This is a genomic window from Sphingopyxis sp. CCNWLW2, from assembly GCF_037095755.1.
Taxonomy (GTDB): Bacteria; Pseudomonadota; Alphaproteobacteria; order Sphingomonadales; family Sphingomonadaceae; genus Sphingopyxis.
In genome coordinates this window covers 1166915-1187978 of the sequence record NZ_JBAWKJ010000002.1, presented here as the reverse complement: position 1 = coordinate 1187978, position 21064 = coordinate 1166915, and the positions used below count along the sequence as shown (strand labels likewise).

Annotated in this window: 25 protein-coding genes; 14 read left to right on the top strand and 11 right to left on the bottom strand. The window is 65.9% G+C overall.

Annotated elements, in window-relative coordinates:
• Window positions 1-32 precede the first annotated feature (32 nt).
• Window positions 33-359, top strand: coding sequence for a DUF423 domain-containing protein (locus tag V8J55_RS16810; RefSeq protein WP_336446731.1), 327 nt, complete (start codon window positions 33-35; stop codon window positions 357-359).
• Here V8J55_RS16810 and V8J55_RS16805 read toward each other — a convergent pair.
• From V8J55_RS16805 to V8J55_RS16780, 6 genes are all read right to left on the bottom strand, one after another.
• On the bottom strand, window positions 356-1411 hold the full coding sequence (locus V8J55_RS16805; protein ID WP_336446730.1) for a potassium channel family protein: 1056 nt from the start codon (window positions 1409-1411) through the stop codon (window positions 356-358). The genes V8J55_RS16810 and V8J55_RS16805 overlap by 4 nt on opposite strands.
• Window positions 1408-2460 carry a M23 family metallopeptidase gene (locus V8J55_RS16800; RefSeq protein ID WP_336446729.1) on the bottom strand — a complete coding sequence of 351 codons (1053 nt, stop codon included), beginning with the start codon at window positions 2458-2460 and terminating at the stop codon, window positions 1408-1410. Before V8J55_RS16800 ends, V8J55_RS16805 begins: the two co-directional genes overlap by 4 nt.
• Before the next feature lie 90 nt (window positions 2461-2550).
• Window positions 2551-3315, bottom strand: a complete 765-nt coding sequence (surE, locus tag V8J55_RS16795; protein ID WP_336446728.1) for a 5'/3'-nucleotidase SurE — start codon at window positions 3313-3315, stop codon at window positions 2551-2553.
• A gap of 110 nt (window positions 3316-3425) precedes the next feature.
• Window positions 3426-4706, bottom strand: coding sequence for a serine--tRNA ligase (serS, locus tag V8J55_RS16790; protein WP_336446727.1), 1281 nt, complete (start codon window positions 4704-4706; stop codon window positions 3426-3428).
• 42 nt (window positions 4707-4748) lie between these two features.
• Window positions 4749-5207, bottom strand: a complete 459-nt coding sequence (locus V8J55_RS16785) for an SRPBCC family protein (protein ID WP_336446726.1) — start codon at window positions 5205-5207, stop codon at window positions 4749-4751.
• Window positions 5204-5548, bottom strand: a complete 345-nt coding sequence (locus V8J55_RS16780; RefSeq protein WP_336446725.1) for an ArsR/SmtB family transcription factor — start codon at window positions 5546-5548, stop codon at window positions 5204-5206. Before V8J55_RS16780 ends, V8J55_RS16785 begins: the two co-directional genes overlap by 4 nt.
• A 152-nt stretch (window positions 5549-5700) precedes the next feature.
• On the opposite strand from V8J55_RS16780, the gene V8J55_RS16775 reads away from it, so the two are divergent.
• From V8J55_RS16775 to V8J55_RS16765, 3 genes are all read left to right on the top strand, one after another.
• On the top strand, window positions 5701-6552 hold the full coding sequence (locus tag V8J55_RS16775) for a hypothetical protein (RefSeq protein ID WP_336446724.1): 852 nt from the start codon (window positions 5701-5703) through the stop codon (window positions 6550-6552).
• A gap of 713 nt (window positions 6553-7265) precedes the next feature.
• Complete coding sequence (gene dksA, locus V8J55_RS16770) at window positions 7266-7727, top strand: RNA polymerase-binding protein DksA (protein WP_037511269.1); 462 nt, start codon at window positions 7266-7268, stop codon at window positions 7725-7727.
• A 109-nt stretch (window positions 7728-7836) separates the two neighbouring features.
• The gene (locus V8J55_RS16765; RefSeq protein ID WP_336446723.1) at window positions 7837-8202 is read left to right on the top strand and encodes a PilZ domain-containing protein; all 366 of its coding nucleotides are present in this window, start codon (window positions 7837-7839) and stop codon (window positions 8200-8202) included.
• A 45-nt stretch (window positions 8203-8247) separates the two neighbouring features.
• On the opposite strand, the gene V8J55_RS16760 is transcribed toward V8J55_RS16765, so the two are convergent.
• Complete coding sequence (locus V8J55_RS16760) at window positions 8248-8406, bottom strand: DUF465 domain-containing protein (RefSeq protein WP_082521410.1); 159 nt, start codon at window positions 8404-8406, stop codon at window positions 8248-8250.
• A 123-nt stretch (window positions 8407-8529) separates the two neighbouring features.
• On the opposite strand from V8J55_RS16760, the gene V8J55_RS16755 reads away from it, so the two are divergent.
• On the top strand, window positions 8530-8727 hold the full coding sequence (locus V8J55_RS16755; RefSeq protein ID WP_058536547.1) for a YdcH family protein: 198 nt from the start codon (window positions 8530-8532) through the stop codon (window positions 8725-8727).
• Window positions 8728-8982: 255 nt separating this feature from the next.
• Complete coding sequence (locus tag V8J55_RS16750) at window positions 8983-9429, top strand: DUF1465 family protein (RefSeq protein ID WP_336446722.1); 447 nt, start codon at window positions 8983-8985, stop codon at window positions 9427-9429.
• Between the two features lie 100 nt (window positions 9430-9529).
• On the opposite strand, the gene V8J55_RS16745 is transcribed toward V8J55_RS16750, so the two are convergent.
• A complete protein-coding gene (locus V8J55_RS16745) occupies window positions 9530-10609 on the bottom strand; it encodes a DUF2332 domain-containing protein (protein ID WP_336446721.1) in 1080 nt (359 codons plus the stop codon).
• Window positions 10610-10648: 39 nt separating this feature from the next.
• Here V8J55_RS16745 and hisG point away from each other — a divergent pair, with 39 nt between their 5' ends.
• The 5 genes from hisG to V8J55_RS16720 all read left to right on the top strand — a co-directional run bounded on the left by hisG (window position 10649) and on the right by V8J55_RS16720 (window position 16407).
• The gene (hisG, locus tag V8J55_RS16740; RefSeq protein ID WP_336446720.1) at window positions 10649-11311 is read left to right on the top strand and encodes an ATP phosphoribosyltransferase; all 663 of its coding nucleotides are present in this window, start codon (window positions 10649-10651) and stop codon (window positions 11309-11311) included.
• Complete coding sequence (gene hisD, locus V8J55_RS16735) at window positions 11298-12590, top strand: histidinol dehydrogenase (protein WP_336446719.1); 1293 nt, start codon at window positions 11298-11300, stop codon at window positions 12588-12590. The genes hisG and hisD overlap by 14 nt, the downstream gene beginning before the upstream one ends.
• Window positions 12591-12600: 10 nt before the next feature.
• Entirely contained in the window at window positions 12601-13056 is a 456-nt protein-coding gene (gene nusB / locus V8J55_RS16730) for a transcription antitermination factor NusB (protein ID WP_336446718.1), read from the top strand.
• 117 nt (window positions 13057-13173) lie between these two features.
• Window positions 13174-14106 (top strand): thiamine-phosphate kinase, encoded by a 933-nt coding sequence (gene thiL, locus V8J55_RS16725; RefSeq protein ID WP_336446717.1) that lies wholly within the window; start codon window positions 13174-13176, stop codon window positions 14104-14106.
• A gap of 183 nt (window positions 14107-14289) precedes the next feature.
• Entirely contained in the window at window positions 14290-16407 is a 2118-nt protein-coding gene (locus V8J55_RS16720; RefSeq protein WP_336446716.1) for a sodium-translocating pyrophosphatase, read from the top strand.
• A 75-nt stretch (window positions 16408-16482) separates the two neighbouring features.
• On the opposite strand, the gene V8J55_RS16715 is transcribed toward V8J55_RS16720, so the two are convergent.
• Window positions 16483-17295: an SDR family NAD(P)-dependent oxidoreductase gene (locus V8J55_RS16715; protein ID WP_336446715.1), complete on the bottom strand. Its 813-nt coding sequence runs from the start codon at window positions 17293-17295 to the stop codon at window positions 16483-16485.
• Between the two features lie 314 nt (window positions 17296-17609).
• Between V8J55_RS16715 and V8J55_RS16710 the strand changes: the two genes are divergently transcribed.
• Window positions 17610-18137, top strand: coding sequence for a CarD family transcriptional regulator (locus V8J55_RS16710; protein WP_037511307.1), 528 nt, complete (start codon window positions 17610-17612; stop codon window positions 18135-18137).
• 55 nt (window positions 18138-18192) lie between these two features.
• Here the strand turns inward: V8J55_RS16710 and truA are convergent, their stop codons facing one another.
• Together truA and fmt are read right to left on the bottom strand one after the other, a co-directional pair.
• Window positions 18193-18933: a tRNA pseudouridine(38-40) synthase TruA gene (truA, locus tag V8J55_RS16705; RefSeq protein WP_336446714.1), complete on the bottom strand. Its 741-nt coding sequence runs from the start codon at window positions 18931-18933 to the stop codon at window positions 18193-18195.
• Window positions 18930-19850: a methionyl-tRNA formyltransferase gene (fmt, locus tag V8J55_RS16700; RefSeq protein WP_336446713.1), complete on the bottom strand. Its 921-nt coding sequence runs from the start codon at window positions 19848-19850 to the stop codon at window positions 18930-18932. Before fmt ends, truA begins: the two co-directional genes overlap by 4 nt.
• A gap of 35 nt (window positions 19851-19885) precedes the next feature.
• On the opposite strand from fmt, the gene recR reads away from it, so the two are divergent.
• Together recR and def are read left to right on the top strand one after the other, a co-directional pair.
• A complete protein-coding gene (recR, locus tag V8J55_RS16695; protein WP_336446712.1) occupies window positions 19886-20482 on the top strand; it encodes a recombination mediator RecR in 597 nt (198 codons plus the stop codon).
• 31 nt (window positions 20483-20513) lie between these two features.
• Complete coding sequence (gene def / locus V8J55_RS16690) at window positions 20514-21047, top strand: peptide deformylase (protein ID WP_037511319.1); 534 nt, start codon at window positions 20514-20516, stop codon at window positions 21045-21047.
• The last annotated feature ends 17 nt before the right edge of the window (window positions 21048-21064 follow it).

Here is a 21064-nt window from a genome sequence, read left to right as displayed (position 1 = left end):
GCATCGGCACGGCATTGCAAGGGTGGTGAAGCATGATTGGCGTATTCGCGGCGATTTCGGCGGCAGTGGCGGTGGCGGCGGGCGCGTTCGGCGCGCATGGCGCATCAGGGCCGCAGGAGGCCGAATGGCTGCGTACCGGCGGGCTGTATCAGCTGATCCATGCGGTTGCGGCAATCGCGATCATGGGCGTCGCGCGCGGGCCGGCGATCATGCTGCTCGTCGGCGCGGCGCTGTTCGCCGCCACCCTCTATGCGATGGCGCTCGGCGGGCCGCGGTGGCTCGGCGCCGTAACGCCGATCGGCGGAACGCTGCTGATCATCGGCTGGCTCTGGGCCGGCTGGCTTTACTGGCGCGGTTAACCGGCTTCGCACGTCTCGCAGTTGACGACCTCGACGATCATGTCGCCCGCCTGCAGCTTGCTCGCTTCGTCTTCCCAGAAGCCATAAGGCTTGCCGCCGCGATAGATGCGCAGGCCGCGCCCGCCGCTCGCGAGCCGGTCGAGGCTGCCGCCGATTTCCTCGCCGCGGACCGGGCGTTCGCGCAGCTGAACCTTGCCGCCGATCGCGGCGAGGTCGGCCATATAGTCGGCGACATGCTCGCCCTGTGCCGATCCGGCGAGGAGCAGGCCGGTGAAGCTGACGGGGTTGATGACGTTCGTTGCACCCGCCTGCCGCGCGAGCAGCTCATTGTCCTGCGCGCGGATGACGACGCTGATCGGCACATTCGGGGCGAGATGACGGACGGTGAGCACGATGAGGATCGAACTGTCGTCGCGTCCCGCCGAAACAAGGACCGTGTGCGCCTTCGCGATCTGGACGTCGATCAGCGTGTCGTCGTTCGACGCGTCACCCTGGAGCACGTTGCAACCCGCCGCCTCGGCCGCCTGGATGCGCGGGCCCGACTGGTCGATCACGACGATGCACGCGGGGTCGGTGCCGCGCGCGATGAGTTCGCGGACCGCCTCGGCGCCGCTGGTGCCGTAACCGAGCACGACATAATGATCGGTGAGCTTTGCCTGGATGCGGGCCATACGCCATTTTTCCCATGTGCGCTTGAGGACGAAATTATAGGCGGTGCCGACGAAAATGAAGAGCACCATGATGCGGATCGGGGTGACGATCACCGCCTCGATCAGGCGCGAGCGGTCGGACACCGGTGCGATATCGCCAAAGCCCGTCGTGGTGACCGAGATCATCGTGAAATAGACGACGTCGAGGAAGCTGATGTGGCCGTCGTGGCTGTCCTTCAGCCCCGCGCGGTCGACCCAGTGGACGAGCACGACGATCGCGATCAGGAGGAAGGCGACGCCGAGCCGCGTGATGACATCGGCCCAGATCGGCCAGTTGCTCGCGCGCTTCAGCGGGCGAAAGATGTGCGGCATTTTCAGCTTGTCGGAAGGCCGACGGCTCATCGGGGCGGCAACTGCTTCATCGGATCGACTGGTATGCGATTTTTGCGCAGCTGGAAATGGAGTTGCGACGTCTGGACCTGTCCGGTCGCGCCGGCGCGGCCGATGACGTCCCCCATGCGAACGCTCTGGCCGCGCTTGACGTCGATCCGGCCCGCATGGCCATAGGCGCTGACCCAGCCGCCGCCATGGTTGATCAGGATCAGCCCGCCATAGATGCCGACCTGGTCGCCGGCATAGGCGACGACGCCGCCTGCGGTCGCGCGGATGGGGGTGCCCGCCGCGGCGGCGATGTTGATGCCGTCGCTGACCCTGCCCGGCGCGATCGGACCGAAGCGCGCGAGGATCGGCCCATTGAGCGGCCATTCGAAGCGGCCGGCGAAATAGGCGGGCTCGGCGATCGCGGTGGTGACCGGCGGGCGCGGGGCGGCGCTGCCAGCGGTCGGTCGAGCTGCCTCGGCGAGCGCGGGCTGGCTGCCGGTGAGGATGTCGTCGATGTTGAGGCGGAAGGCGGCGGCGCGCGCGTCGATATCGACCGGACCGCGCGGAACGGGACGCGCGTCGGAGGGCAGGCGCAGGCGCTGGCCGACGCGCAATATATAGGGGTCGGTGAGGGCGTTGATCGTGATGATCTCGCCCCAATCGACGCCATAGGCCGCGGCAATGCCGATCCCCGTCTCGCCCGCGCCGACGCGGTGATAAAGGCCGGCGGGGACGCGGAGTTCCTGCCCGAAGCGGAGCGTATAGGGCGGCGCGAGGTCGTTCTCGATCGCGAGCGCCTCGGACCCCGCGCCGGTCATCTCACCGACCGCGCGGAGCGTGTCGCTGGGGCGGACCGAATAGACGCCCGCGTTCACGCGGACCGCGTTGGTTGTGACCGATTTGAGCGTCCAGGTCGGGCGTTCATAGACGTCCAAGGCTTCGCCGAGCGAGCGGCGTTCGAAGTCCGGCGCCGGAGCGGGCCGCGATGGCGGTGCGGGTGTCGCCGGAATGCAACCGGCGAGCGATGCGGCGCACAAAAAGGCCGCGATATGATGTCTGAAATCCCCCATGCGCTCCCTTTGCCAAAGCAAAGCGGCGGTGGCTACATTTCTGTCTCGTTACGACACGGAATTTCCCGAGGGCCGGGGGAGTTGAGCCTATCAGCCGCCGTAGGCACCGCGCAGCGCCGCGAGCGACGCGTCGTGGGTCAGGTCGAGCTGGAGCGGGGTGACCGAGATATAATTGTCATCGATCGCCTCTAGGTCGCTGTCGTGGCCGAGGCTGTGCTCGATCCCGTGGAGGCCGAACCAATAATAGCGATAGCCGCGCGGGTCGGTGCCCTCGACGATCGAGCCGCGGCCATAATCATGGAAGCCCTGACGCGTGACGCGGATGCCCTGCACCTCGGCGGCGGGGATCGCGGGGAAGTTGATGTTGATCAGCGTGCGCGGCGCCATCTCCATGTCGAGGAGCGGGCGCAGCACTTTCGCGCCCCAGGCTTCGGCCGCCTCGAACGGCACGCTGTCGCCCATGCCTTCCTTGGCATAAACCTGGCTGAGCGCGATTGCCGGGATGCCGGCCAATGCGCCCTCGATCGCCGCCGATACGGTGCCCGAGTAAGTGATGTCGTCGCCGAGATTGGCGCCGCGGTTGACCCCTGACAGGATCAGGTCGGGTTTTTCGGGCATCAGCTTGCCGATCGCCATCATCACCGAATCGGTAGGCGTGCCGCTGCACGACCAGCGGCGCTCTTCGTGCTGGCGGATACGCACCGGGCGCGACAGGGTGAGCGAGTGGCCGGCGCCCGACTGTTCCTCGGCGGGGGCGCAGACCCAGATGTCGTCCGAAAGCTGGCGCGCGATCGCCTCCAGCACCGCCATGCCGGGGGCGTGATAGCCGTCGTCGTTGGTGAGGAGGATGCGCACGTTTTTGGTCTTTCCGTTTCTGTTTCGTCATGCCCGGCTTGACCCGGCACCCGCCTTTTCTTCGCGAAGGAAGGCAGGCCCCGGATCAAGTCCGGGGTGACGATGGGTGGTTAGCCGGCGGGCGTGAGCTTGACGATCCCACCCATGTAGGGAAGCAGCGCCTTCGGAATATCGACGCTGCCGTCGGCCTGCTGGTAATTTTCGAGGATCGCGACGAGGGTGCGCCCGACCGCGAGGCCCGAGCCGTTGAGCGTGTGGACGAACTCGTTGCCCTTTACGTCCTCGCGGCGGAAGCGCGTGTTCATGCGCCGCGCCTGGAAGTCGCCGCAGTTCGAACAGCTCGAAATCTCGCGATAGGCGTTCTGGCCCGGGAGCCACACTTCGAGGTCATAGGTCTTGCGCGCGGCAAAGCCCATGTCGCCGCTGCACAGCAGCATCTTGCGGTATGGGAGCTCGAGCGCCTCAAGGATCGTTTCGGCCGCGCGTGTCTTGCGTTCAAGCTCGGCGTCGCTGTCCTCGGGGCGGACGATCGAGACGAGCTCAACCTTCCAGAACTGGTGCTGGCGGATATAGCCGCGCGTGTCGCGCCCCGCCGATCCGGCTTCGGAACGGAAGCAGGGGGTGAGCGCGGTCATGCGGATCGGCAGCTCGGCCTCGGGCAGGATTTCCTCGCGCACCGCGTTGGTCAGGCTCATCTCCGACGTCGAGATGAGCCAGCGGCCGTCGGTCGTCTGGAACAGATCCTCGCGAAACTTCGGGAGCTGCGTCGTGCCGTATGCGGCCTCATCGCGGACCATCAGCGGGGTCGCGCACTCGGTATAGCCCGCCTCATTGGTCTGCTTGTCGAGCATGAACTGGCCGAGCGCGCGTTCGAGCCGCGCCATCTGGCCTTTCAGGAAAGCGAAACGCGCGCCCGACATCTTCGCCGCGGTCTCGAAGTCGAGGCCGAGCGCGGGGGCGAAATCGGCATGCTCCTGCGGCGTGAAATCGAACGTGCGGGGCGTGCCCCAGCGCGCGATCTCGACATTGCCTTCCTCGTCCTCGCCCACGGGGACGTCGGCGAGCGGGATGTTCGGGATCGCGGCGAGAATGTCCTGCAACGCGGCAAGCTGTTCGCGCTCGGCGTCTTCTTTCGCGGGAAGCGCGGTCTTGAGGTCGGCGACCTCGGCCTTCAGCGCCTCGGCCTTGTCCTTGTCGCCACTGGCCATCGCCTGGCCGATCAACTTCGACGCTTCGTTGCGGCGCGCCAGCGAGCCCTGGATCTCGGTCTGCAGCGCGCGCAGCGACGCGTCGGCCGCCACGATCTGGGCGGACAGGGGTTCGAGACCACGGCGCGCGAGGCCGGCGTCGAACGCTTCGGGATTTTCCCGGATCAGGCGGATATCGTGCATGCGCCGCGCTATGGCGTTGCCGCCCGCGCCGCGCAAGCCGTCTTAGCGCTCCAGTAACGCCGCCAACTGGCCGAGCACCGTGCCCCAACCTTCGCGGAAACCCATTTCCTCATGCTTCGCACTATCCTCGGTATTCTTGTGCAGGACGCGCGCCGAATAGAGGGTGCCGCCGTCGCGGGCCTCGAAGGTCAGGATCGCCGTCATCGCGAGCCAGGGTTCGGCGGGCTGCCAGCCTTCGGTCAGCACGGTGGTAAAGACGAGGCGCTGTTCGGGGGTCGCTTCGAGGAAGCAGCCGTCGACATGCGGCTGGAAATCGCCCCCCTCGTCGCGCATTTGCGTCACAAAGCCGCCGCCGGGGCGGAGGTCGAGCGTGACCACGCGGCATTCGATGGGCGCCGGGATCCACCATCGGGCGAGTTTCGTCGGATCGCTCCAGGCGTCCCACACCGCCGACGGCGGGGCGGCGATATGGCGGGAAATGGTGAGTTCGCTTTTGCTCATGCGTTTTGCTCCGGAGGATTTTGCGATTCGACGAAGTCGGCGAGGCGGTCGGCGCGGCCCTGCCAGATCGCGCGTTGCTGCGAGAGCCAGCCTTCTGCCGCCGCGAGCCGCTCGGCATCGACGCGGCAGGTGCGGACGCGGCCGTGCTTTTCGGTGTGGATCAGCCCCGACGCCTCGAGCACCGACAGATGTTTGAGGAAGGCGGGGAGGCCCATCTCGAAGGGTTCGGATAGCTGCTTTACCGGTGCGGCGCCTTTGAGCAGCCGGCTGACGACCGCGCGGCGCGTCGGGTCGGCGAGCGCGTGGAAGAGCGAATCGAGCGCGGCTTGTTGGTTCACCATATGGCGAACTATATAAATAGTTTTCCATATGGCAAACTGATTCTCGCCGCACATAAAAAAGGGCCGCCCCGAAGGGCAGCCCTTAGTTCGGTGGTCTGGGTTAGCCCCCCGACCGCCAGTGGATCTCTCAAGCCGCGCTGGCGTCGTCGTCGTTGCGGTTCGCCGCGCGGCGCCGCACAACAAGCGCAGCGGCTGCAGCGCCGAACAATAGCATCATCGGCGGGGCGGGAACAGGGGTCGGATCGCCCGAGGAGCTGCTGGTGCTGCCGCCCGAGCTCGACGAGGACGACGAGGAGCTGCTGCTCGACGAGGAGGACGACGACGAGCTGGTGCTGCCGGTCGAACCGAAGCTGCTGCTGCCGCCGGTCGCGCCGCTCGATGTGCTGCTGCTCGACGAGGACGACGAAGACGAGCTCGACGACGAGCTGCTGGAGCCGCCCGAGCTGCCGTGTGACGAACTGCCGTGCGACGAACTGCCCCAACCCGAGCTGCCCTTCGAAGAGCTGCCGCCCGACGAGGACGAGCTCGACGACGAGGAGGAAGACGATGAGGATGAGCTCGACGACGAGCTGCTGCTCGACGAGGAGGTGCTGACGTTGCCCGAAGAGGTCGAAACATTGCCCGACGAGGTCGAGGTGCTGACGCTGCCGGTCGAGGTCGAGACGCCGCCCGTCGAGGTTGAAGTTGAAACGCCGCCCGTCGAAGTCGACACGCCGCCGGTGGATGTCGAGACACCACCAGTCGAGGTCGACACACCGCCGGTGGACGTCGAGACGCCGCCGGTCGAGGTCGAAACACCCGACGAGGTGCTGGACGTCGTGCTGAGGCCGCCGGTGGTCGTCGAGGTGACGACGATGCTGCCGCTGCTGCCGCCGCCGCTGCTGCCGCCGAAGAAGCCGCCAAAGAAGCCGCCGCCGAAACCGCCGCCAAAGCCGCCGCCGATCACCGTCACGCCGCCGCCGCTGCTGCCGCCCTCAAAACCGCCGCGCGGGAAAGGCGCATAGGGGATGGGGGGCAGCGGGATCGTCTGCGTCACGACTTGCTGTTGCGGGGTCGCGGTGCGGATGATGCGCTTCGTCGTCACGACGCGGCGCACGCGCTTCACGGGCTTGCGCGCCGCATGACGTTTGCGCACGACCTTCTTGCCGACGCAGGGCTTGCAGGACTGGACCGACTGCGCGCGCGCCTTCGGGACGTCCGCGATCTGCATCGCGCCGCTACCGATGATTGCCCCGCCGCAGGTGCAGGCGCAAAGCTTGGCAAGGGCCATTCGGACAGACATAGGTTTTTCTTTCTTTCCCGTTGCAGGTACGAAGCGCCATCGACCAGCACCCCCGTCACCTTCGCTATAACGCAAAAGGCCAAAGCTTTATGAACGCGGCAATTGCGTTAACCGCGTTCACCTGTCCGAGAGCGGGAAATGCCACGCGGAATCAATCAAAATCCCAGCATCTGTCCCAAAACAGAACGGATTATGCAATAATTCTATGCAATTGGTTAACCTTCGGACCTAAATCGCGCCGTGCGATGGCGTCCGGCGGGTTGCCATCGGTCGGCAGAATCGCCCCCGACGCCATGCCGGTTCATCGCTGCTTCACGGACCGTCGCTATCGGCAGCTTGGCGCTTGTATCGTCGCCAGCGGCTGGGTATAGGCGCGCCACTCCCCGTGCTGTTTAACAGCCCGTAAGGTGACAGGAAAGGACGCGAGAGCCCCTCATGCCGACCAAGATTGCCGACGTTGGCGCTGACGCGCTTCGCGAAGCCAAATCCAATCTCGATTCGGATTATGTCCCCGGCGACGACGAAGAGTTTATGAACGAGCGGCAGCAGGATTATTTCCGCGGCCTGCTGCGCGCATGGAAGAAATCGATCCTCTCCGAATCCGAATCGACGCTGGCGCATCTTCAGGACGGCCCGCTGCGCGAACCCGACCTCGCCGACCGCGCGTCGAGCGAGACCGACTGGGCGATCGAACTTCGAACCCGCGACCGCCAGCGCAAGCTGATCGCCAAGATCGATTCGGCGATCCGCCGCATCGACGAAGGCGAATATGGCTATTGCCAGGTGACCGGCGAGCCGATTTCGCTCGCGCGCCTGCAAGCCCGCCCGATCGCGACGATGACGCTGGAGGCGCAGGAGCGCCACGAGCGCAACGAACGGATTTCGCGCGAAGATTAGTCGCCAGGGACATCGGTCCCATTTACGTTTCCGCAACGACCCGGCCCTAGATTCCGCTCCTCAATCACAAGAGGAACGGGGCGCAATGGATTCACTAGGACCCAGATCGGTGGACGAGGAAGTCGCGGCGCTGTCGCGCGGTGCCGATCGCGACAGCCTGTTCCTGCAGGCCGGGCTGATCCTGCCCGGCAGCCCGGACCCCGTCACCGTGCGCGTGCGCAACCTGTCGCCCGGCGGCATGCTGGCCGAGGCGAACGTCAAGGTCGCGCAGGGCGCGGCGGTCGAGGTCAACCTGCGCAATGTCGGCCCGGTCGCGGGCCGCGTGATCTGGGTAGGCGAGGGCAAGTTCGGTATTGCGTTCGACCGTCCGGTCGACCCGCAGGCGGTACGTCGTCAGGTGGTTTCAGAGTCCGATTTGCCGCCGCATCTTCGGCGCACGGGCCTTGAGAAAGGGCCCCTCTATCGCCGGCGCTGATGCGTCCCTCACGGGGTGGCATCAGCGGGGCGATAGCGCTGGCGGTCAGGCGATCGCGAGCATCTCTTCCTTGAGTTTCAGCTTCTGCTTCTTGAGCTGCGCGACGACTCCGGTATCGGGGGCGGGACGGCGCTCTTCATTCGCAATTTTCGCATCGAGGTCCGCGTGACGGGACTTCAGGGTGGAAAGGTGCGACGTGCTCATTGGCATTCTCCTTTTCGACTCGATGGGCAAGGCGAATTAAATCACGAAACCGCCCCGATGTCGTGCCGATTCGGCCAAGCGGTCCCCGTTGCGGACCAGTGGTGAACGTGGCAGGGAAGCGATGTGAACCCCGAGGAAATTACTCAGCGCCTGGAACTGCTTCGCATCGAGCATCGCGACCTCGATGCCGCGATCATTGCGCTCGGCACTGCGGCGGTTCCCGACCAGCTGCAGCTTGCGCGCCTCAAGAAACGCAAGCTGCGCCTGCGCGACGAGATCTCCTGGTGCGAGGATCAGCTGCTTCCCGACATCATCGCCTAGGATCGGCCGACATTCGGCCCAAGCCGGCCTGCAAATGGCGATTTCCCGTACTTCCGGTGCTCACGTACTGAAGTACGCTGCGCTCCGGGTCCGGAAAAATCACCATTTTCGACTCGGCCTGAACCAAATGTCGACCGATCCTGAACGCCTGAATCAAAACGGGACGGCCGGCGCACGTAATTTCATGGTTACCGACGTTGCGGACCCGATAGTGAGCATGGCATCTCCCGCGTCATGGTCGGTGGGCGAACGAACATGATGGCAATCGATGTGCCGGTGCAGCGCGCACAGGTCGAAAATCTCTATGTCGAGGCGATGCTGCTCGCCGACGAGGCGCACGCCGCCTTTGCGGCGCAGCGCGATCTCGGGCGGGCCGCCGGCGATGCGGCGGCGCAGATCGGGCTTGCGTGCGAATCGCTGAAGACAACGACGCGGCTGATGAACGTCATCGCCTGGCTGCTCCACCGCCGCGCGATGTTCGCGGGTGACCCGGGGGCGGGGCCGCACGACAGCGCGGCGCGGATCGGCGAGGCGGTCGCGGCCGACTGGGCGATATGCGAGAGCTTCGATGTGTCGGTGCGCCGGATTATTGCGGCGAGCGAGCGATTGTTCGAACGGATCTCGATGCTGGAGGCTGGCTGGGAAGCGCCGGCGGTGACGCCGGTGCAGCAATTGCTGGCGCGGCTGGAGGCGCGGCTTTAATCCCACGTTCGTGATCCCCGCGAAAGCGGGGACCCGGAGCATGCGTCGGCTAACGCCGCACTGGGTTCCCGCTTCCGCCGGAATGACGAAGAACAGAGAGCTAGCCCAGCCACTCGATCCATGCACCGTGCGCGTGCGCTTGGGCAATTTTCCTCGGCGTCTCTCCGCCCGGCCAATAGCGCACGACCATTTCGTGATGATGCACCGTCCGGTTCGCCTCGAGCGCCACCCACGCCAGCGGCCGGTCGGCGGTCGCACGCGCGCCGGCTTCCTCCATTGCCGCGGTCACCCGCGCCTGCTGGTCGGCGGGCACATATTGCCAGACGATCGAATGCATCAGCACGCGCGTCGTCCCTTCGGCTTGCGGGCGCGCGAGTTCGGCCTCGACGAAATCGGCGGCGGTCGCGCGGATCAGCTGCGGCGGCTCCTCGGTCGCGGCGGCGATCGCCGCCGCGATGCGCGCGAAGCGGATATGGTGCTCGGGCCAGATATAGGCTTTCAGCCGCAGCGCCTGCTCGGGATCGGTCAGGTCGATGGGGGCGACGTCGCAGCCTTTGAGGCCGGCAATCTCGATCGCATGCTGCGGCGGATGGTCGCCGCGCCATTGAGGGGTGAAGGCGATTGCGCCGGGCTTTGGCCCGACATGCACGCCGCCAAGGTCGTAATGATAGCGGTCGATCATCAGGTTGATCCCGCCGCTCGACCCGATTTCGAGGCAGTCGAAACGCGGGGGCAGGCCCTTGTCGGCAAGCCAGAGCATCGCCGCGATGAAGTTCGACGAGCGTCCCGCCTCGTTGGTCTGCGGTGGGCCGTCGAGCCAGGGGAGCAGCGCCGCCTCGTGCCGCGCGACGACCCCGGCGATGATCGTGGCGTCGTTGATATCCTCCGAATCGGCATAGATGGGCGCGAGTTCGTGCGCGGTTCCCGACAGGTGCAGCGCGTGGATGCCGCCGGCGGCGCGCAGCGGCAGCGCGTCGGCGAGCGGCGCGCCCTGCCAGCCGGCGATACGGCGCGCAAATTCACTCGTCGGCTTGTCGAGCAATGTTGCCAGCGCCGCGACGACGCGGGCGGTGACGCGCGCGTCGTTGGCGCGGCAATAGGCAACCTGGTTGGCGAAAGCGGTGCGGACGGCCTTCGGCCCGGTCTCGGCCATGTCGATGAACTCGTAGCGCTCGCTCATTGCCCTTTTTCCTCTCGCCGCTTATGGGCGCGCAAGCTTATGCCCGAACCGATCATCTTTGCCATCCCGAAGGGGCGCATCCTCGACGAGGCGCTGCCCCTGCTTGCGCGCGTCGGGATAGAGCCGTCGGGCGAGTTTTTCGATAAGAAAAGCAGAGCGTTAGTTTTTGGGACAAATCAGCCACACATCTCGCTGATCCGCGTGCGCGCGTTCGACGTCGCGACCTTCGTCGCGCATGGCGCGGCGCAGCTCGGCATCGTCGGATCGGACGTCGTCGACGAGTTCGATTATAGCGAGCTTTATGCGCCGGTCGACCTTGGCATCGGCCATTGCCGCCTGTCGCTCGCCGGGCCCGAGGGCAGCGCGCCGCCGGGGCTGGGCGAAAGCCATATTCGTGTTGCGACCAAATATCCCGGAACGACGCGCCGCTGGTTCGAGGCGCAGGGCATCCAGGCCGAATGCATCAAGCTCAATGGCGCAATGGAAATCGCGCCGAAGCTGGGGCTTGCCTCGCACATCGTCGATCTGGTTTCGACCGGACGTACGCTGGTCGAAAATGCGCTCGCCGAACAGAAGATCATCAGCGAGGTTTCGGCCCGGCTGATCGTCAATCGCGCGGCGTTCAAGCTGCGCTCGGCCGAAGTGCCGGCGCTGGTCGAGAAATTCCGTCAGGCTGTAGGGCAGGGCGATGCGGCGGCTTGATGCTTCCGAACCCGGCTTCGCCGCCGAGTTCGACGCGCTGGTCAACGATCGGCGCGAGAGCGATTCCGACGTTTCCGCCGACGTCGCCGCGATCATCGCGCGCGTGAAGGCCGAGGGCGACGCCGCGCTCGCCGACTATACCGCGAAGTTCGATCGCTTCGATTTGGGCGCGAGCGGGTGGAGCATTTCGAAAGAGGAATGCGCAGCCGCTTACGAGGCGTTGGCGCCCGAACTTCGCGATGCGCTGAACCTCGCCGCCGACCGCATCCGTGCCTATCACGCCGCGCAGCTCCCCGAGAATCGCGACTATCGCGACGCCACGGGTGCGCGGCTCGGCGCGCGCTGGAATGCGGTCGATGCGGCGGGAGTCTATGTCCCAGGCGGGCGTGCCGCCTATCCGTCGTCGGTCTTGATGAACATCCTCCCCGCGAAAGTCGCGGGGGTCGGACGGATCGTGATGATGACCCCGACGCCGGGCGGCGAGACCAACCCGGTCGTAATGGCTGCGGCGCATATCGGCGGGGTCGACGAGATCTGGCGCATCGGCGGGGCGCAAGCCGTCGCGGCGCTCGCTTATGGCACCGACAGGATCGCGCCGGTCGACGTCGTCACCGGCCCGGGCAATGCTTGGGTCGCGGAGGCGAAGCGGCAAGTCTATGGTGTCGTCGGGATCGACATGGTCGCGGGGCCGAGCGAGATCGTCGTCGTTGCCGACAATCGGAACGCGCCGCATATCATCGCCGCCGATCTCTTGAGCCAGGCCGAGCATGACCCGACGAGCCAGTCGATCCTGTTCACCGACGACGCCGACTTTGCCGACGCAGTCGCGGCGGCGGTCGCGCATATCATCCCGACGCTGTCCACCGCATCGACGATGCAGGAAAGCTGGGCTGACAATGGCGCGGCGATCATCGTGCCGAGCCTCGCCGACGCGATCCCGCTCTGCGACCGGCTCGCGCCCGAACATCTCGAACTCGCGGTCGATCCGGCCGAGGCCGACGCGCTCTTCGCCAAGGTGCGCCACGCCGGCTCGGTTTTCCTAGGCCGCCAGACCCCCGAAGCGATCGGCGATTATGTCGCCGGTCCCAACCATGTGCTGCCGACCGGTCGCCGCGCGCGTTTTTCGAGCGGACTGTCGGTGAGCGATTTTATGAAGCGCACTAGCTTCCTCGCGCTCGACGAAGCGAGCCTTGCCGCAATCGGTCCGGCCGCGGTCGCGCTCGCGGGCGCCGAGGGGCTTCCCGCCCACGCGCTTTCGGTCAGCCAGCGTCTCAGCTAAGAAAAGAGTCATGAACAAGCGTTCCCAGTCCCGCTCCGCCGCCCGTCTCGCCGCCGTCCAGGCGCTCTATCAGCATGAGATGGAGGGCACGCCCGTGCCCAAGCTGATCCACGAATTCCATCAGCACCGCATCGGCGCGACGATCGAGGACGAGGAATATGCCGACGCCGACACCGCCTTCTTCGACGACATCGTCAAGGGCACGCTCGCGCGCATCGACGAGATCGACGTGGCGATCGTCGCACGGCTGGCGAGCGGCTGGTCGATGGAGCGGCTCGACCGGACGATGAAGGCGATCCTGCGCGCGGGTTCCTATGAGCTGATGGCGCGCGGCGACGTGCCCGTCGGCGCGGTGGTCAGCGAATATGTCGATGTCGCGAAGGCATTCTTCGATACGCGCGAAGCGGGGTTCGCGAACGGGCTGCTCGATGCGATCGGCAAGGATGTGCGCGGAACCCGCGCATAAGATATCCGTTCGCATCGAGCGAAGTCGAGATGCCCCTCGGCTTGGCGACATCGCGATGGGTGTCTCGACTTCGCTCGACACGAACGGAAGTCACCCCTCATCGGACGAGAGGGTAATATGAGCGAAGCCGATTTCATCGCCCGCCTGCGTGCCATCGCGACCGATCCCGCCGCGCGCGGGCTGGCCGACGACGCCGCGGTGCTCGGCGACCTTGTCCTCACCCACGACATGATCGTCGAGGGCATCCATTTCCTCCCTGACGAGCGGCCGCAGGATGTCGCGTGGAAGCTCGTTGCGGTGAACCTTTCCGACCTCGCGGCGAAGGGCGCGGCGCCGCTCGGCGTGCTCGTCGGGTACAGCCTGACTGGCGACGAGTTTTGGGACGCGGCCTTCGTCCGCGGGCTGGGCGAGGTGCTGCGCCGGTATGACGTGCCCCTGCTCGGCGGCGATACGGTGGGCATTCCCGCCGGCGCGCCGCGCACATTCGGGCTCACCGCCATCGGCAAGGCGCCAGCGACGGGCGCGCCGGCGCGGAGCGGCGCCAAGCCCGGCGACCAGATCTGGGTCACCGGCACGATCGGCAATGCCGGGCTGGGCCTCGCGATGCGGCTCGGGCAGGTCGATCCGAACGAGACCTGCCTCGCCGCCTATGGCCGCCCCGAGCCCCAGCTGGCCTTTGGGCAAGTGGTGGCGCCGCACGTCCATGCGATGATGGACGTGTCCGACGGCCTGCTGATCGACGCGCAGCGCATGGCCGAGGCGAGTGGGTGTCAGTTGGGCATCATGCTGGAGACGATCCCGCTCTCGGCGGCGTTGCTCGCGGTGCGCCCCGACGTGCTCGACACGCGGCTCGCGGCGGCGAGTGCGGGCGACGATTATCAGTTGCTGTTCACCGCCGATCCCTCGGCCGCCGCGGCGATCCGCGAGATTGCGGCGAGGCTGAATGCCGTCGTCACGCCCCTTGGTCACGTCGGGGTCGGCGAGGGAATCATGCTGACGCATCGGGCGCAGCGGATCGCGCTGCCCGAGCGTCTCGGTTTCATGCACTGACACGAAAACACGGAAAAGCGCCAAAATTACCGGGCTTGCCCTTGGCTTTCTTTCTTCCCATAAATCGGCGTCCAAATTTGGGGCGGTCGCATCAGGGGAGAGAGCGAACCGGCATCAATAAGTCGGACGTGCTCGACTGATATCTTCTGCGTCGCCCTTCTCAATGGGAAGGAATAGTCACGCATGGATCCGGTTTTGATCGCGATAGCGTGCGGCCTGGTGGCCGTACTCTATGGCTTTATTACTTCGCGGCAGGTGCTCGGCGCCTCGGCGGGTAACGAGAAGATGCAGGAAATCGCAGGCGCCATCCAGGAAGGCGCCAAGGCCTATCTGGGCCGCCAATATCGCACCATCGCCATCGTCGGCGTCGTCGTCGCCATCCTTGTCGGCTATTTTCTTGGCCCGATTTCGGCAACGGGCTTTCTGATCGGCGCTATCCTGTCGGGCGTCGCCGGCTTCGTCGGCATGAACATTTCGGTGAAAGCCAACGTCCGCACCGCGGCCGCGGCGCAAACCGGATTGCAGGCGGGCCTCACCATGGCGTTCCGCGCCGGCGCGATCACCGGGCTGCTCGTGGCGGGCCTCGCTTTGCTCGCGATCTCGGTCTTCTTTTGGTATCTGATCGGCCCGGGCGGCTTCACCGTTGGCGGTGAGGATCGCACCGTCGTCGATGCGCTTGTCGCGCTCGCTTTCGGCGCTTCGCTGATCTCGATCTTCGCGCGCCTTGGCGGCGGTATCTTCACCAAGGCTGCCGACGTCGGCGCCGACCTGGTCGGCAAGGTCGAGGCCGGAATTCCCGAGGACGATCCGCGCAACCCCGCGGTGATCGCCGATAACGTCGGCGACAATGTCGGCGACTGCGCCGGCATGGCCGCCGATCTGTTCGAAACCTATGTCGTCACTGTCGGCGCCACGATGGTGCTGATCGCGCTGCTGCTCAAGGGCACGGGCGATATGTTGCTCCCGCTGATGACCTTGCCGCTCCTGATGGGCGGCGTGTGCATCATCACCTCGATCATCGGCACCTATTTCGTGCGCCTCGGCGGCGGGAAGAATGTCATGGGCGCGATGTACAAGGGCTTCCTCGTCACCGCGGTCCTCTCGATCCCGGCGATCTGGTTCGCGACCAGCTATGTGCTGAAGGGCGACATGGCGACCGACATCGCGGGGACGAGTTTCAACGGCAGCGACCTTTTCTATTGCTCGCTGCTCGGCCTCGTCATCACCGGGCTGATCATCTGGATCACCGAATATTACACCGGCACCAATTTTCGTCCGGTGCGCTCGATCGCGAAGGCTTCGGAAACGGGCCACGGCACCAACGTGATCCAGGGTCTCGCGGTCAGCCTTGAATCGACCGCGCTGCCGACGCTCGTGATCTGCGTCGGCATTGTCGTCACCTTTCAGACCGCGGGCATCGTCGGCATCGCCTTTGCCGCCACCGCGATGCTGGCGCTCGCCGGCATGGTCGTCGCGCTCGACGCTTATGGTCCGGTCACCGACAACGCCGGCGGCATCGCCGAAATGGCGGGCCTCGACGATTCGGTCCGTGAAAAGACCGACCTGCTCGACGCCGTGGGCAACACGACCAAGGCGGTGACCAAGGGCTATGCCATCGGCTCGGCGGGTCTCGCGGCGCTGGTGCTGTTCGGTACATATACGGCCGACATCACCGAATATTCGGCGAAGCTCGGGCTGACCGAGCCGCTGACTTTCTCGCTGTCGTCGCCCTATGTCATCGTCGGGCTGCTGCTCGGCGCGCTTCTGCCGTACCTGTTCGGTGCGATGGGCATGACCGCGGTCGGCCGCGCCGCGGGCGAGGTGGTCAAGGATGTTCGCGACCAGTTCAAGAACAACCCGGGCATTATGACCTATGAATCGAAGCCCGACTATGCGCGCACGGTCGACCTCGTCACCAAGGCGGCGATCAAGGAAATGATCATCCCGTCGCTGCTCCCGGTGCTCGCGCCGATCGTCGTGTTCTTCGTGATCCGTGCGGTTGCGGGTCCGGCCGCGGCATTGGAAGCACTCGGCGCACTCCTGCTCGGGGTGATCGTCGGCGGGCTGTTCGTTGCCATCTCGATGACCTCGGGCGGCGGCGCATGGGACAATGCCAAGAAGTATATCGAAGACGGCAACCACGGCGGCAAGGGCAGCGAGGCGCATAAGGCTGCGGTGACCGGCGACACCGTCGGCGATCCGTACAAGGATACCGCGGGTCCGGCGGTCAACCCGATGATCAAGATCACCAACATCGTGGCGATCCTGCTCCTCGCGGCGCTAGCGCACGGCGCGGCGTAGGCTGCGCTGCCCGCGGGCAAAGAAAGGCCCCGCCGGAGCGATCCGGCGGGGCTTTTCTTGTCTGTGTTGTGAGGGTTAGCGCTGCGCCTTCATCTGCTGCGCATAGCCAGCCTGCACCATCGCGCTCATCCGGTCGAACAGCGCATCGGGATCGCTGCGGCGTAAACCCGCGATCATCGCCTCGGCGCCCTCGGCGACGACCAGTTCGCGCGTTCCGGCATCGACCGCCGCGAGCATCTGCGCCGCTGCGTCGTCGGGCGACAGGCCGTTGTCGATCGCGGCGTCGCTTTCCCCGCGCACGCTGCCGTCGGCGTTCAGCGCGTTGCGGCTGACGTTCGTCCGCACCGATCCCGGCGCGACGACGAGTATCTTCAGCCCCAGATGCTCATTCTCGGCGCGCACGCTGTCGTGATAGCCGATCAGGCCATGTTTGGCCGCCGAGTACGCGCTGCGCAGCGGCACGCCCGCGATGCCCGCGACGCTGGAGATCGCGATGATCTGTCCGCCTCCCGCGCCGACCATGCGCGGCAGCAATTGCTGCGTGAGCGCAATCGGGGCGAGCAGATCGACGCCGATGATCTGCTGATAAACCGAAAAATCGGTCTCGATCGCAAGGCTGCGCTGCGAGATGCCGGCGTTGTTGACGAGCCCGTCGATGCGGCCCTGCCAGCTCCATGCCTGCTCGGCGGTGGCGGGGAGGGCGGCATAATCGGTCGCCTCGAAAGGGAGGATCAGCGTTTCGGTGGCGCAGTCGGCGGCGACGGCCTCCAACGCCGCGACGTTGCGCCCCGACAGGATCAGCTTCGCGCCGCGTGCCGAGAGCGCGCGCGAGAGAGCCGCGCCGATGCCCGAGGACGCGCCCGTGATCCACCAGATTTGACCCTGCATACCGGCTCCCTATCTATTGATTTCGTTTCAACCTGAAACGGGTCTGAGGAGCCGTCAAGGTGCCGACCGACGCATTTCCGCGCAGGGGTGGCAATTTTGTTGCGAATCTGTTATAATAAATATCAACACGCCGACATCCCGCCTCTTCCCGCCGCTCGGGCTGGGGCACATTCGGCGTTTCCGATGGAGCCATATCCCTTGTCACTCTGACTGGCTAGCGCCGCCCGAATGCTCATCCCCCTCAATACGGAGGGTCGGATGTCCCGGTGTTGTCGCAGTTTCCGGTCAGGGTCAAGGCACAGAAAGGAATTTGCATGTCCGTGAACACGCTCTTGTTCGAAGTCGGCGATTATGTTGTTTATCCCAAGCATGGCGTGGGGCGCGTCATCGAACTGCAGCGGTCGGAAATCGCCGGCATGCAGCTCGAACTTTATGTCCTGCGCTTCGAAAAGGAAAAAATGACGCTTCGCGTGCCGACGAACAAGGCCGAAGGCGTGGGCATGCGCAAGCTGTCGTCGGACAAGACGCTGAAGGAAGCGTTGCAGGTCCTGACCACCAAGCCCAAGGTGAAGCGCACCATGTGGTCGCGCCGCGCCCAGGAATATGAAGCGAAGATCAATTCGGGCGACCTCGTGTCGATCGCCGAAGTGACCCGCGACCTGTTCCGCGCCGACGACCAGCCCGAGCAGAGCTATTCGGAACGCCAGATCTTCGAAGCGGCATCGAGCCGCCTCGCGCGCGAACTCGGCGCGATGGAAGAAAGCGACGAAAAGACCGCGCAGGCGAAGATCCTCCAGATCCTCAACGAGCATGCGCCGCTGTACTACGCCGAAAAGGTGTAAGCTCGCAGCCCGGCGATAACAAAAAGGGCGGTCCGGGAGGGCCGCCCTTTTTGATTCAGGGATAAGTCGCGCTCACGAAATAGAGCCCGTCGGGGGGCGCATTCAGCCCCAGCGCGTTGCGGTCGGCGGCATCGAGCGCGGCCTTCAGGTCGCGCGCCGACCATTTGCCATAGCCGACGAGCGCGAGGCAACCGACCATCGAGCGCACCTGATGGTGGAGGAAGCTGCGCGCCGCTGCCTCGACGATGATCTCCTCGCCGTGGCGGCTGACGGTCAGCTTATCGAGCGTCTTCACCGGGCTTTGCGACTGGCAATGCGCCGAACGAAAGGTGGTGAAGTCGTGCAGGCCGATCAACTGCTGCGCCGCCGCGTGCATCGCGCCCGCATCCAATGGCCGGGCGACCTGCCACGACAGCCCCTTGTCCCACGTCAGCGGCGCGCGGCGGTTGACGATGCGATACTCATAGGCGCGTCCGATGCAGGCGAAGCGCGCGTGCCAGTCGTCGGGGACGATCTCGCACGCCACCACCGCGACCGGCGCGGGGCGAAGCTGCGCGTTCAATGCCTCGGTCAGCTTGAACGGGGTCAGCGGCTTTTGGATGTCGACATGTGCGCGCATCGCGATCGCATGGACCCCCGCATCGGTGCGCCCGGCACTGAACACCTGCACATTCTCGGCAGTGAAGCGGTGGATCGCTTCCTCGATCGCCTGCTGGACGCTCGGGCCGTGCGCCTGCCGCTGCCAGCCCATATAGGGGCGGCCGTCAAATTCGATGGTGAGGGCGAAGCGGGTCATGCGAGGCGCGTGCCCGCCGCTATCGCGCGGCCGCGCAGCAGTTCGCCGGCGTCCATCGCGGGCTTGCCGGCGCGCTGGACACGCACCGCGCGGATTGCGCCGGGGTTGCAGGCGACAGTCAGCGCATCGTCGAGCGTGACGCCGGGAGTGGCGCCCGCGACCGTATCGGCCGGGTGCGCGACCTCGGCGGCCAAAATCTTGTAGCGTTCGCCGTCGAGTTCGAAAAAGGCGCCGGGCATCGGATTGAACGCGCGGATTTGCCGTTCGACCTGCACCGCGCTGGTCAGGAAATCGAGCCGCGCTTCGCTCTTGTCGATCTTCGCGGCGTAAGTGACGCCGTCGTCGGGCTGCGCTTCGGGGGCAAACGCGTGGAGGTCGCACAGCACCTTGACCATCAGGTCGGCGCCCATCGCCGCCAGCTCGTCGGTCAATTCGCCCGCGGTCTTGCCGCTCGTCGGCGTCCGCCCGATCAGCCGCATTGCGCCGGTGTCGAGGCCGACATCCATCTGCATGATCGTCACACCCGTTTCGGCATCGCCCGCGAGGATCGCGCGCTGCACCGGCGCGGCGCCGCGCCAGCGGGGCAGGATCGAGCCATGGACGTTGAGGCAGCCGTGGCGCGGCGCATCGAGGATCGCTTGCGGCAGGATCAGGCCATAGGCCGCAACCACCGCGACATCGAGGTCGAGCGCCGCGAATTCGGCCTGTGCCTCTTCGCTCTTCAGGCTCTTTGGCGTGCGGACGGGCAGGCCGTGTTCCTCGGCCCAGAGGTGCACCGCGCTTTGCTGTAGCTTCTTGCCGCGCTGCGCGGGGCGCGGCGGCTGCGTATAGACGGCCACGACCTCGTGCCCCGCGGCATGAAGCGCGGCGAGCGTCGGCACCGCAAAGGGCGGCGTTCCCATGAAGGCGATGCGCATTGTCATTTCTTGCGCGCCGCTTAAGACCATCCGTCATGGCATCGCAAGAGATTGAAGCGCTCGTCCAGCAACTCGCCCGCCTGCCGGGCCTCGGCCCGCGCTCGGCGCGGCGCGCGGTGCTGCACCTGATGAAGAAGCGCGAGAGCGCATTTGTGCCGCTGCTCGCGGCGCTGCAGACCGTGTCCGAACGGCTCGTCACCTGTGGGATTTGCGGCAATGTCGACACGCGCGATCCGTGCGCGATCTGCGCCGACCCGCGCCGCGATGCGCGAAGCCTGTGCGTCGTCGAGGAGGTGTCGGACCTCTGGGCGCTCGACAAGTCGCGGCTCTTCCCCGGCAAATATCATGTGCTCGGCGGCCGGCTCTCGGCGCTGGAGGGCATCCGCCCGCAGGATTTGGCGATCGACGCGCTGGTCAATCGCGTCGCGGCGGGCGGCATCGACGAGGTCGTCCTCGCCATGAACGCGACGCTGGAAGGGCAGACGACCGCGCATTATCTCGCCGAGCGGCTCGAGGGCTATCCGGTGCGGCTGACCCAGCTTGCACATGGTTTGCCGGTGGGCGGCGAACTCGATTATCTCGACGAGGGGACACTCGCGCAGGCGCTTCGTGCTCGGCGGCCGGTGGGTTGACGTCGGGCGTCCGAGTTCATACCTGCACGCCATGGCCTTACTCCCTATCATAGAGACCCCGGATCCCCGGCTGCGCGTCATTTCCAAGCCCGTCGAAAAATTCGACGCCGAGCTGAAGCAGCTGGTCGCCGACATGTTCGAGACGATGTACGACGCCCCCGGCATCGGACTCGCCGCGATCCAGGTCGCGGTGCCGAAGCGCATCCTCGTCATCGACCTGCAGGAACCCGATCCCGACGACGAAGAGGGCAAGAAGGTGATCCGCGAGCCGCGCGTGTTCATCAACCCCGTCTTTTCCGACGAGAGCGAGGAGCATAGCGTCTATCAGGAGGGCTGCCTGTCGGTCCCCGAGCAATATGCCGATGTGACGCGCCCCGCCGAGGTGACCGTCGACTGGCAGGATGAGGACGGCAAGCATCATCAGGAACGCATGACCGGCCTGATGGCGACGTGCATCCAGCATGAGCACGACCATCTGGAAGGCATTCTCTTCATCGACCATCTGTCGCGGCTGAAGCGCGAAATGGTGCTGAAGAAGCTCGCGAAGCTGCGCAAGGCGGCGTGACCGGCCAATAACCGACA

Excerpts from the sequence above, each read along its gene's own strand:
- V8J55_RS16810 (WP_336446731.1), top strand. The coding sequence starts at position 33 with ATGATTGGCGTATTCGCGGCGATTTCGGCGGCAGTGGCGGTGGCGGCG.
- truA (WP_336446714.1), bottom strand. The coding sequence starts at position 18,933 with ATGACCCGCTTCGCCCTCACCATCGAATTTGACGGCCGCCCCTATATG.
- V8J55_RS16805 (WP_336446730.1), bottom strand. The coding sequence starts at position 1,411 with ATGAGCCGTCGGCCTTCCGACAAGCTGAAAATGCCGCACATCTTTCGC.
- V8J55_RS16745 (WP_336446721.1), bottom strand. The coding sequence starts at position 10,609 with ATGAGCGAGCGCTACGAGTTCATCGACATGGCCGAGACCGGGCCGAAG.
- recR (WP_336446712.1), top strand. The coding sequence starts at position 19,886 with ATGGCATCGCAAGAGATTGAAGCGCTCGTCCAGCAACTCGCCCGCCTG.
- nusB (WP_336446718.1), top strand. The coding sequence starts at position 12,601 with ATGAACAAGCGTTCCCAGTCCCGCTCCGCCGCCCGTCTCGCCGCCGTC.
- thiL (WP_336446717.1), top strand. The coding sequence starts at position 13,174 with ATGAGCGAAGCCGATTTCATCGCCCGCCTGCGTGCCATCGCGACCGAT.
- def (WP_037511319.1), top strand. The coding sequence starts at position 20,514 with ATGGCCTTACTCCCTATCATAGAGACCCCGGATCCCCGGCTGCGCGTC.
- V8J55_RS16780 (WP_336446725.1), bottom strand. The coding sequence starts at position 5,548 with ATGGTGAACCAACAAGCCGCGCTCGATTCGCTCTTCCACGCGCTCGCC.
- V8J55_RS16760 (WP_082521410.1), bottom strand. The coding sequence starts at position 8,406 with ATGAGCACGTCGCACCTTTCCACCCTGAAGTCCCGTCACGCGGACCTC.
- V8J55_RS16710 (WP_037511307.1), top strand. The coding sequence starts at position 17,610 with ATGTCCGTGAACACGCTCTTGTTCGAAGTCGGCGATTATGTTGTTTAT.
- V8J55_RS16800 (WP_336446729.1), bottom strand. The coding sequence starts at position 2,460 with ATGGGGGATTTCAGACATCATATCGCGGCCTTTTTGTGCGCCGCATCG.
- hisG (WP_336446720.1), top strand. The coding sequence starts at position 10,649 with ATGCCCGAACCGATCATCTTTGCCATCCCGAAGGGGCGCATCCTCGAC.
- V8J55_RS16785 (WP_336446726.1), bottom strand. The coding sequence starts at position 5,207 with ATGAGCAAAAGCGAACTCACCATTTCCCGCCATATCGCCGCCCCGCCG.
- V8J55_RS16750 (WP_336446722.1), top strand. The coding sequence starts at position 8,983 with ATGATGGCAATCGATGTGCCGGTGCAGCGCGCACAGGTCGAAAATCTC.
- hisD (WP_336446719.1), top strand. The coding sequence starts at position 11,298 with ATGCGGCGGCTTGATGCTTCCGAACCCGGCTTCGCCGCCGAGTTCGAC.
- V8J55_RS16720 (WP_336446716.1), top strand. The coding sequence starts at position 14,290 with ATGGATCCGGTTTTGATCGCGATAGCGTGCGGCCTGGTGGCCGTACTC.
- dksA (WP_037511269.1), top strand. The coding sequence starts at position 7,266 with ATGCCGACCAAGATTGCCGACGTTGGCGCTGACGCGCTTCGCGAAGCC.
- fmt (WP_336446713.1), bottom strand. The coding sequence starts at position 19,850 with ATGCGCATCGCCTTCATGGGAACGCCGCCCTTTGCGGTGCCGACGCTC.
- V8J55_RS16715 (WP_336446715.1), bottom strand. The coding sequence starts at position 17,295 with ATGCAGGGTCAAATCTGGTGGATCACGGGCGCGTCCTCGGGCATCGGC.
- serS (WP_336446727.1), bottom strand. The coding sequence starts at position 4,706 with ATGCACGATATCCGCCTGATCCGGGAAAATCCCGAAGCGTTCGACGCC.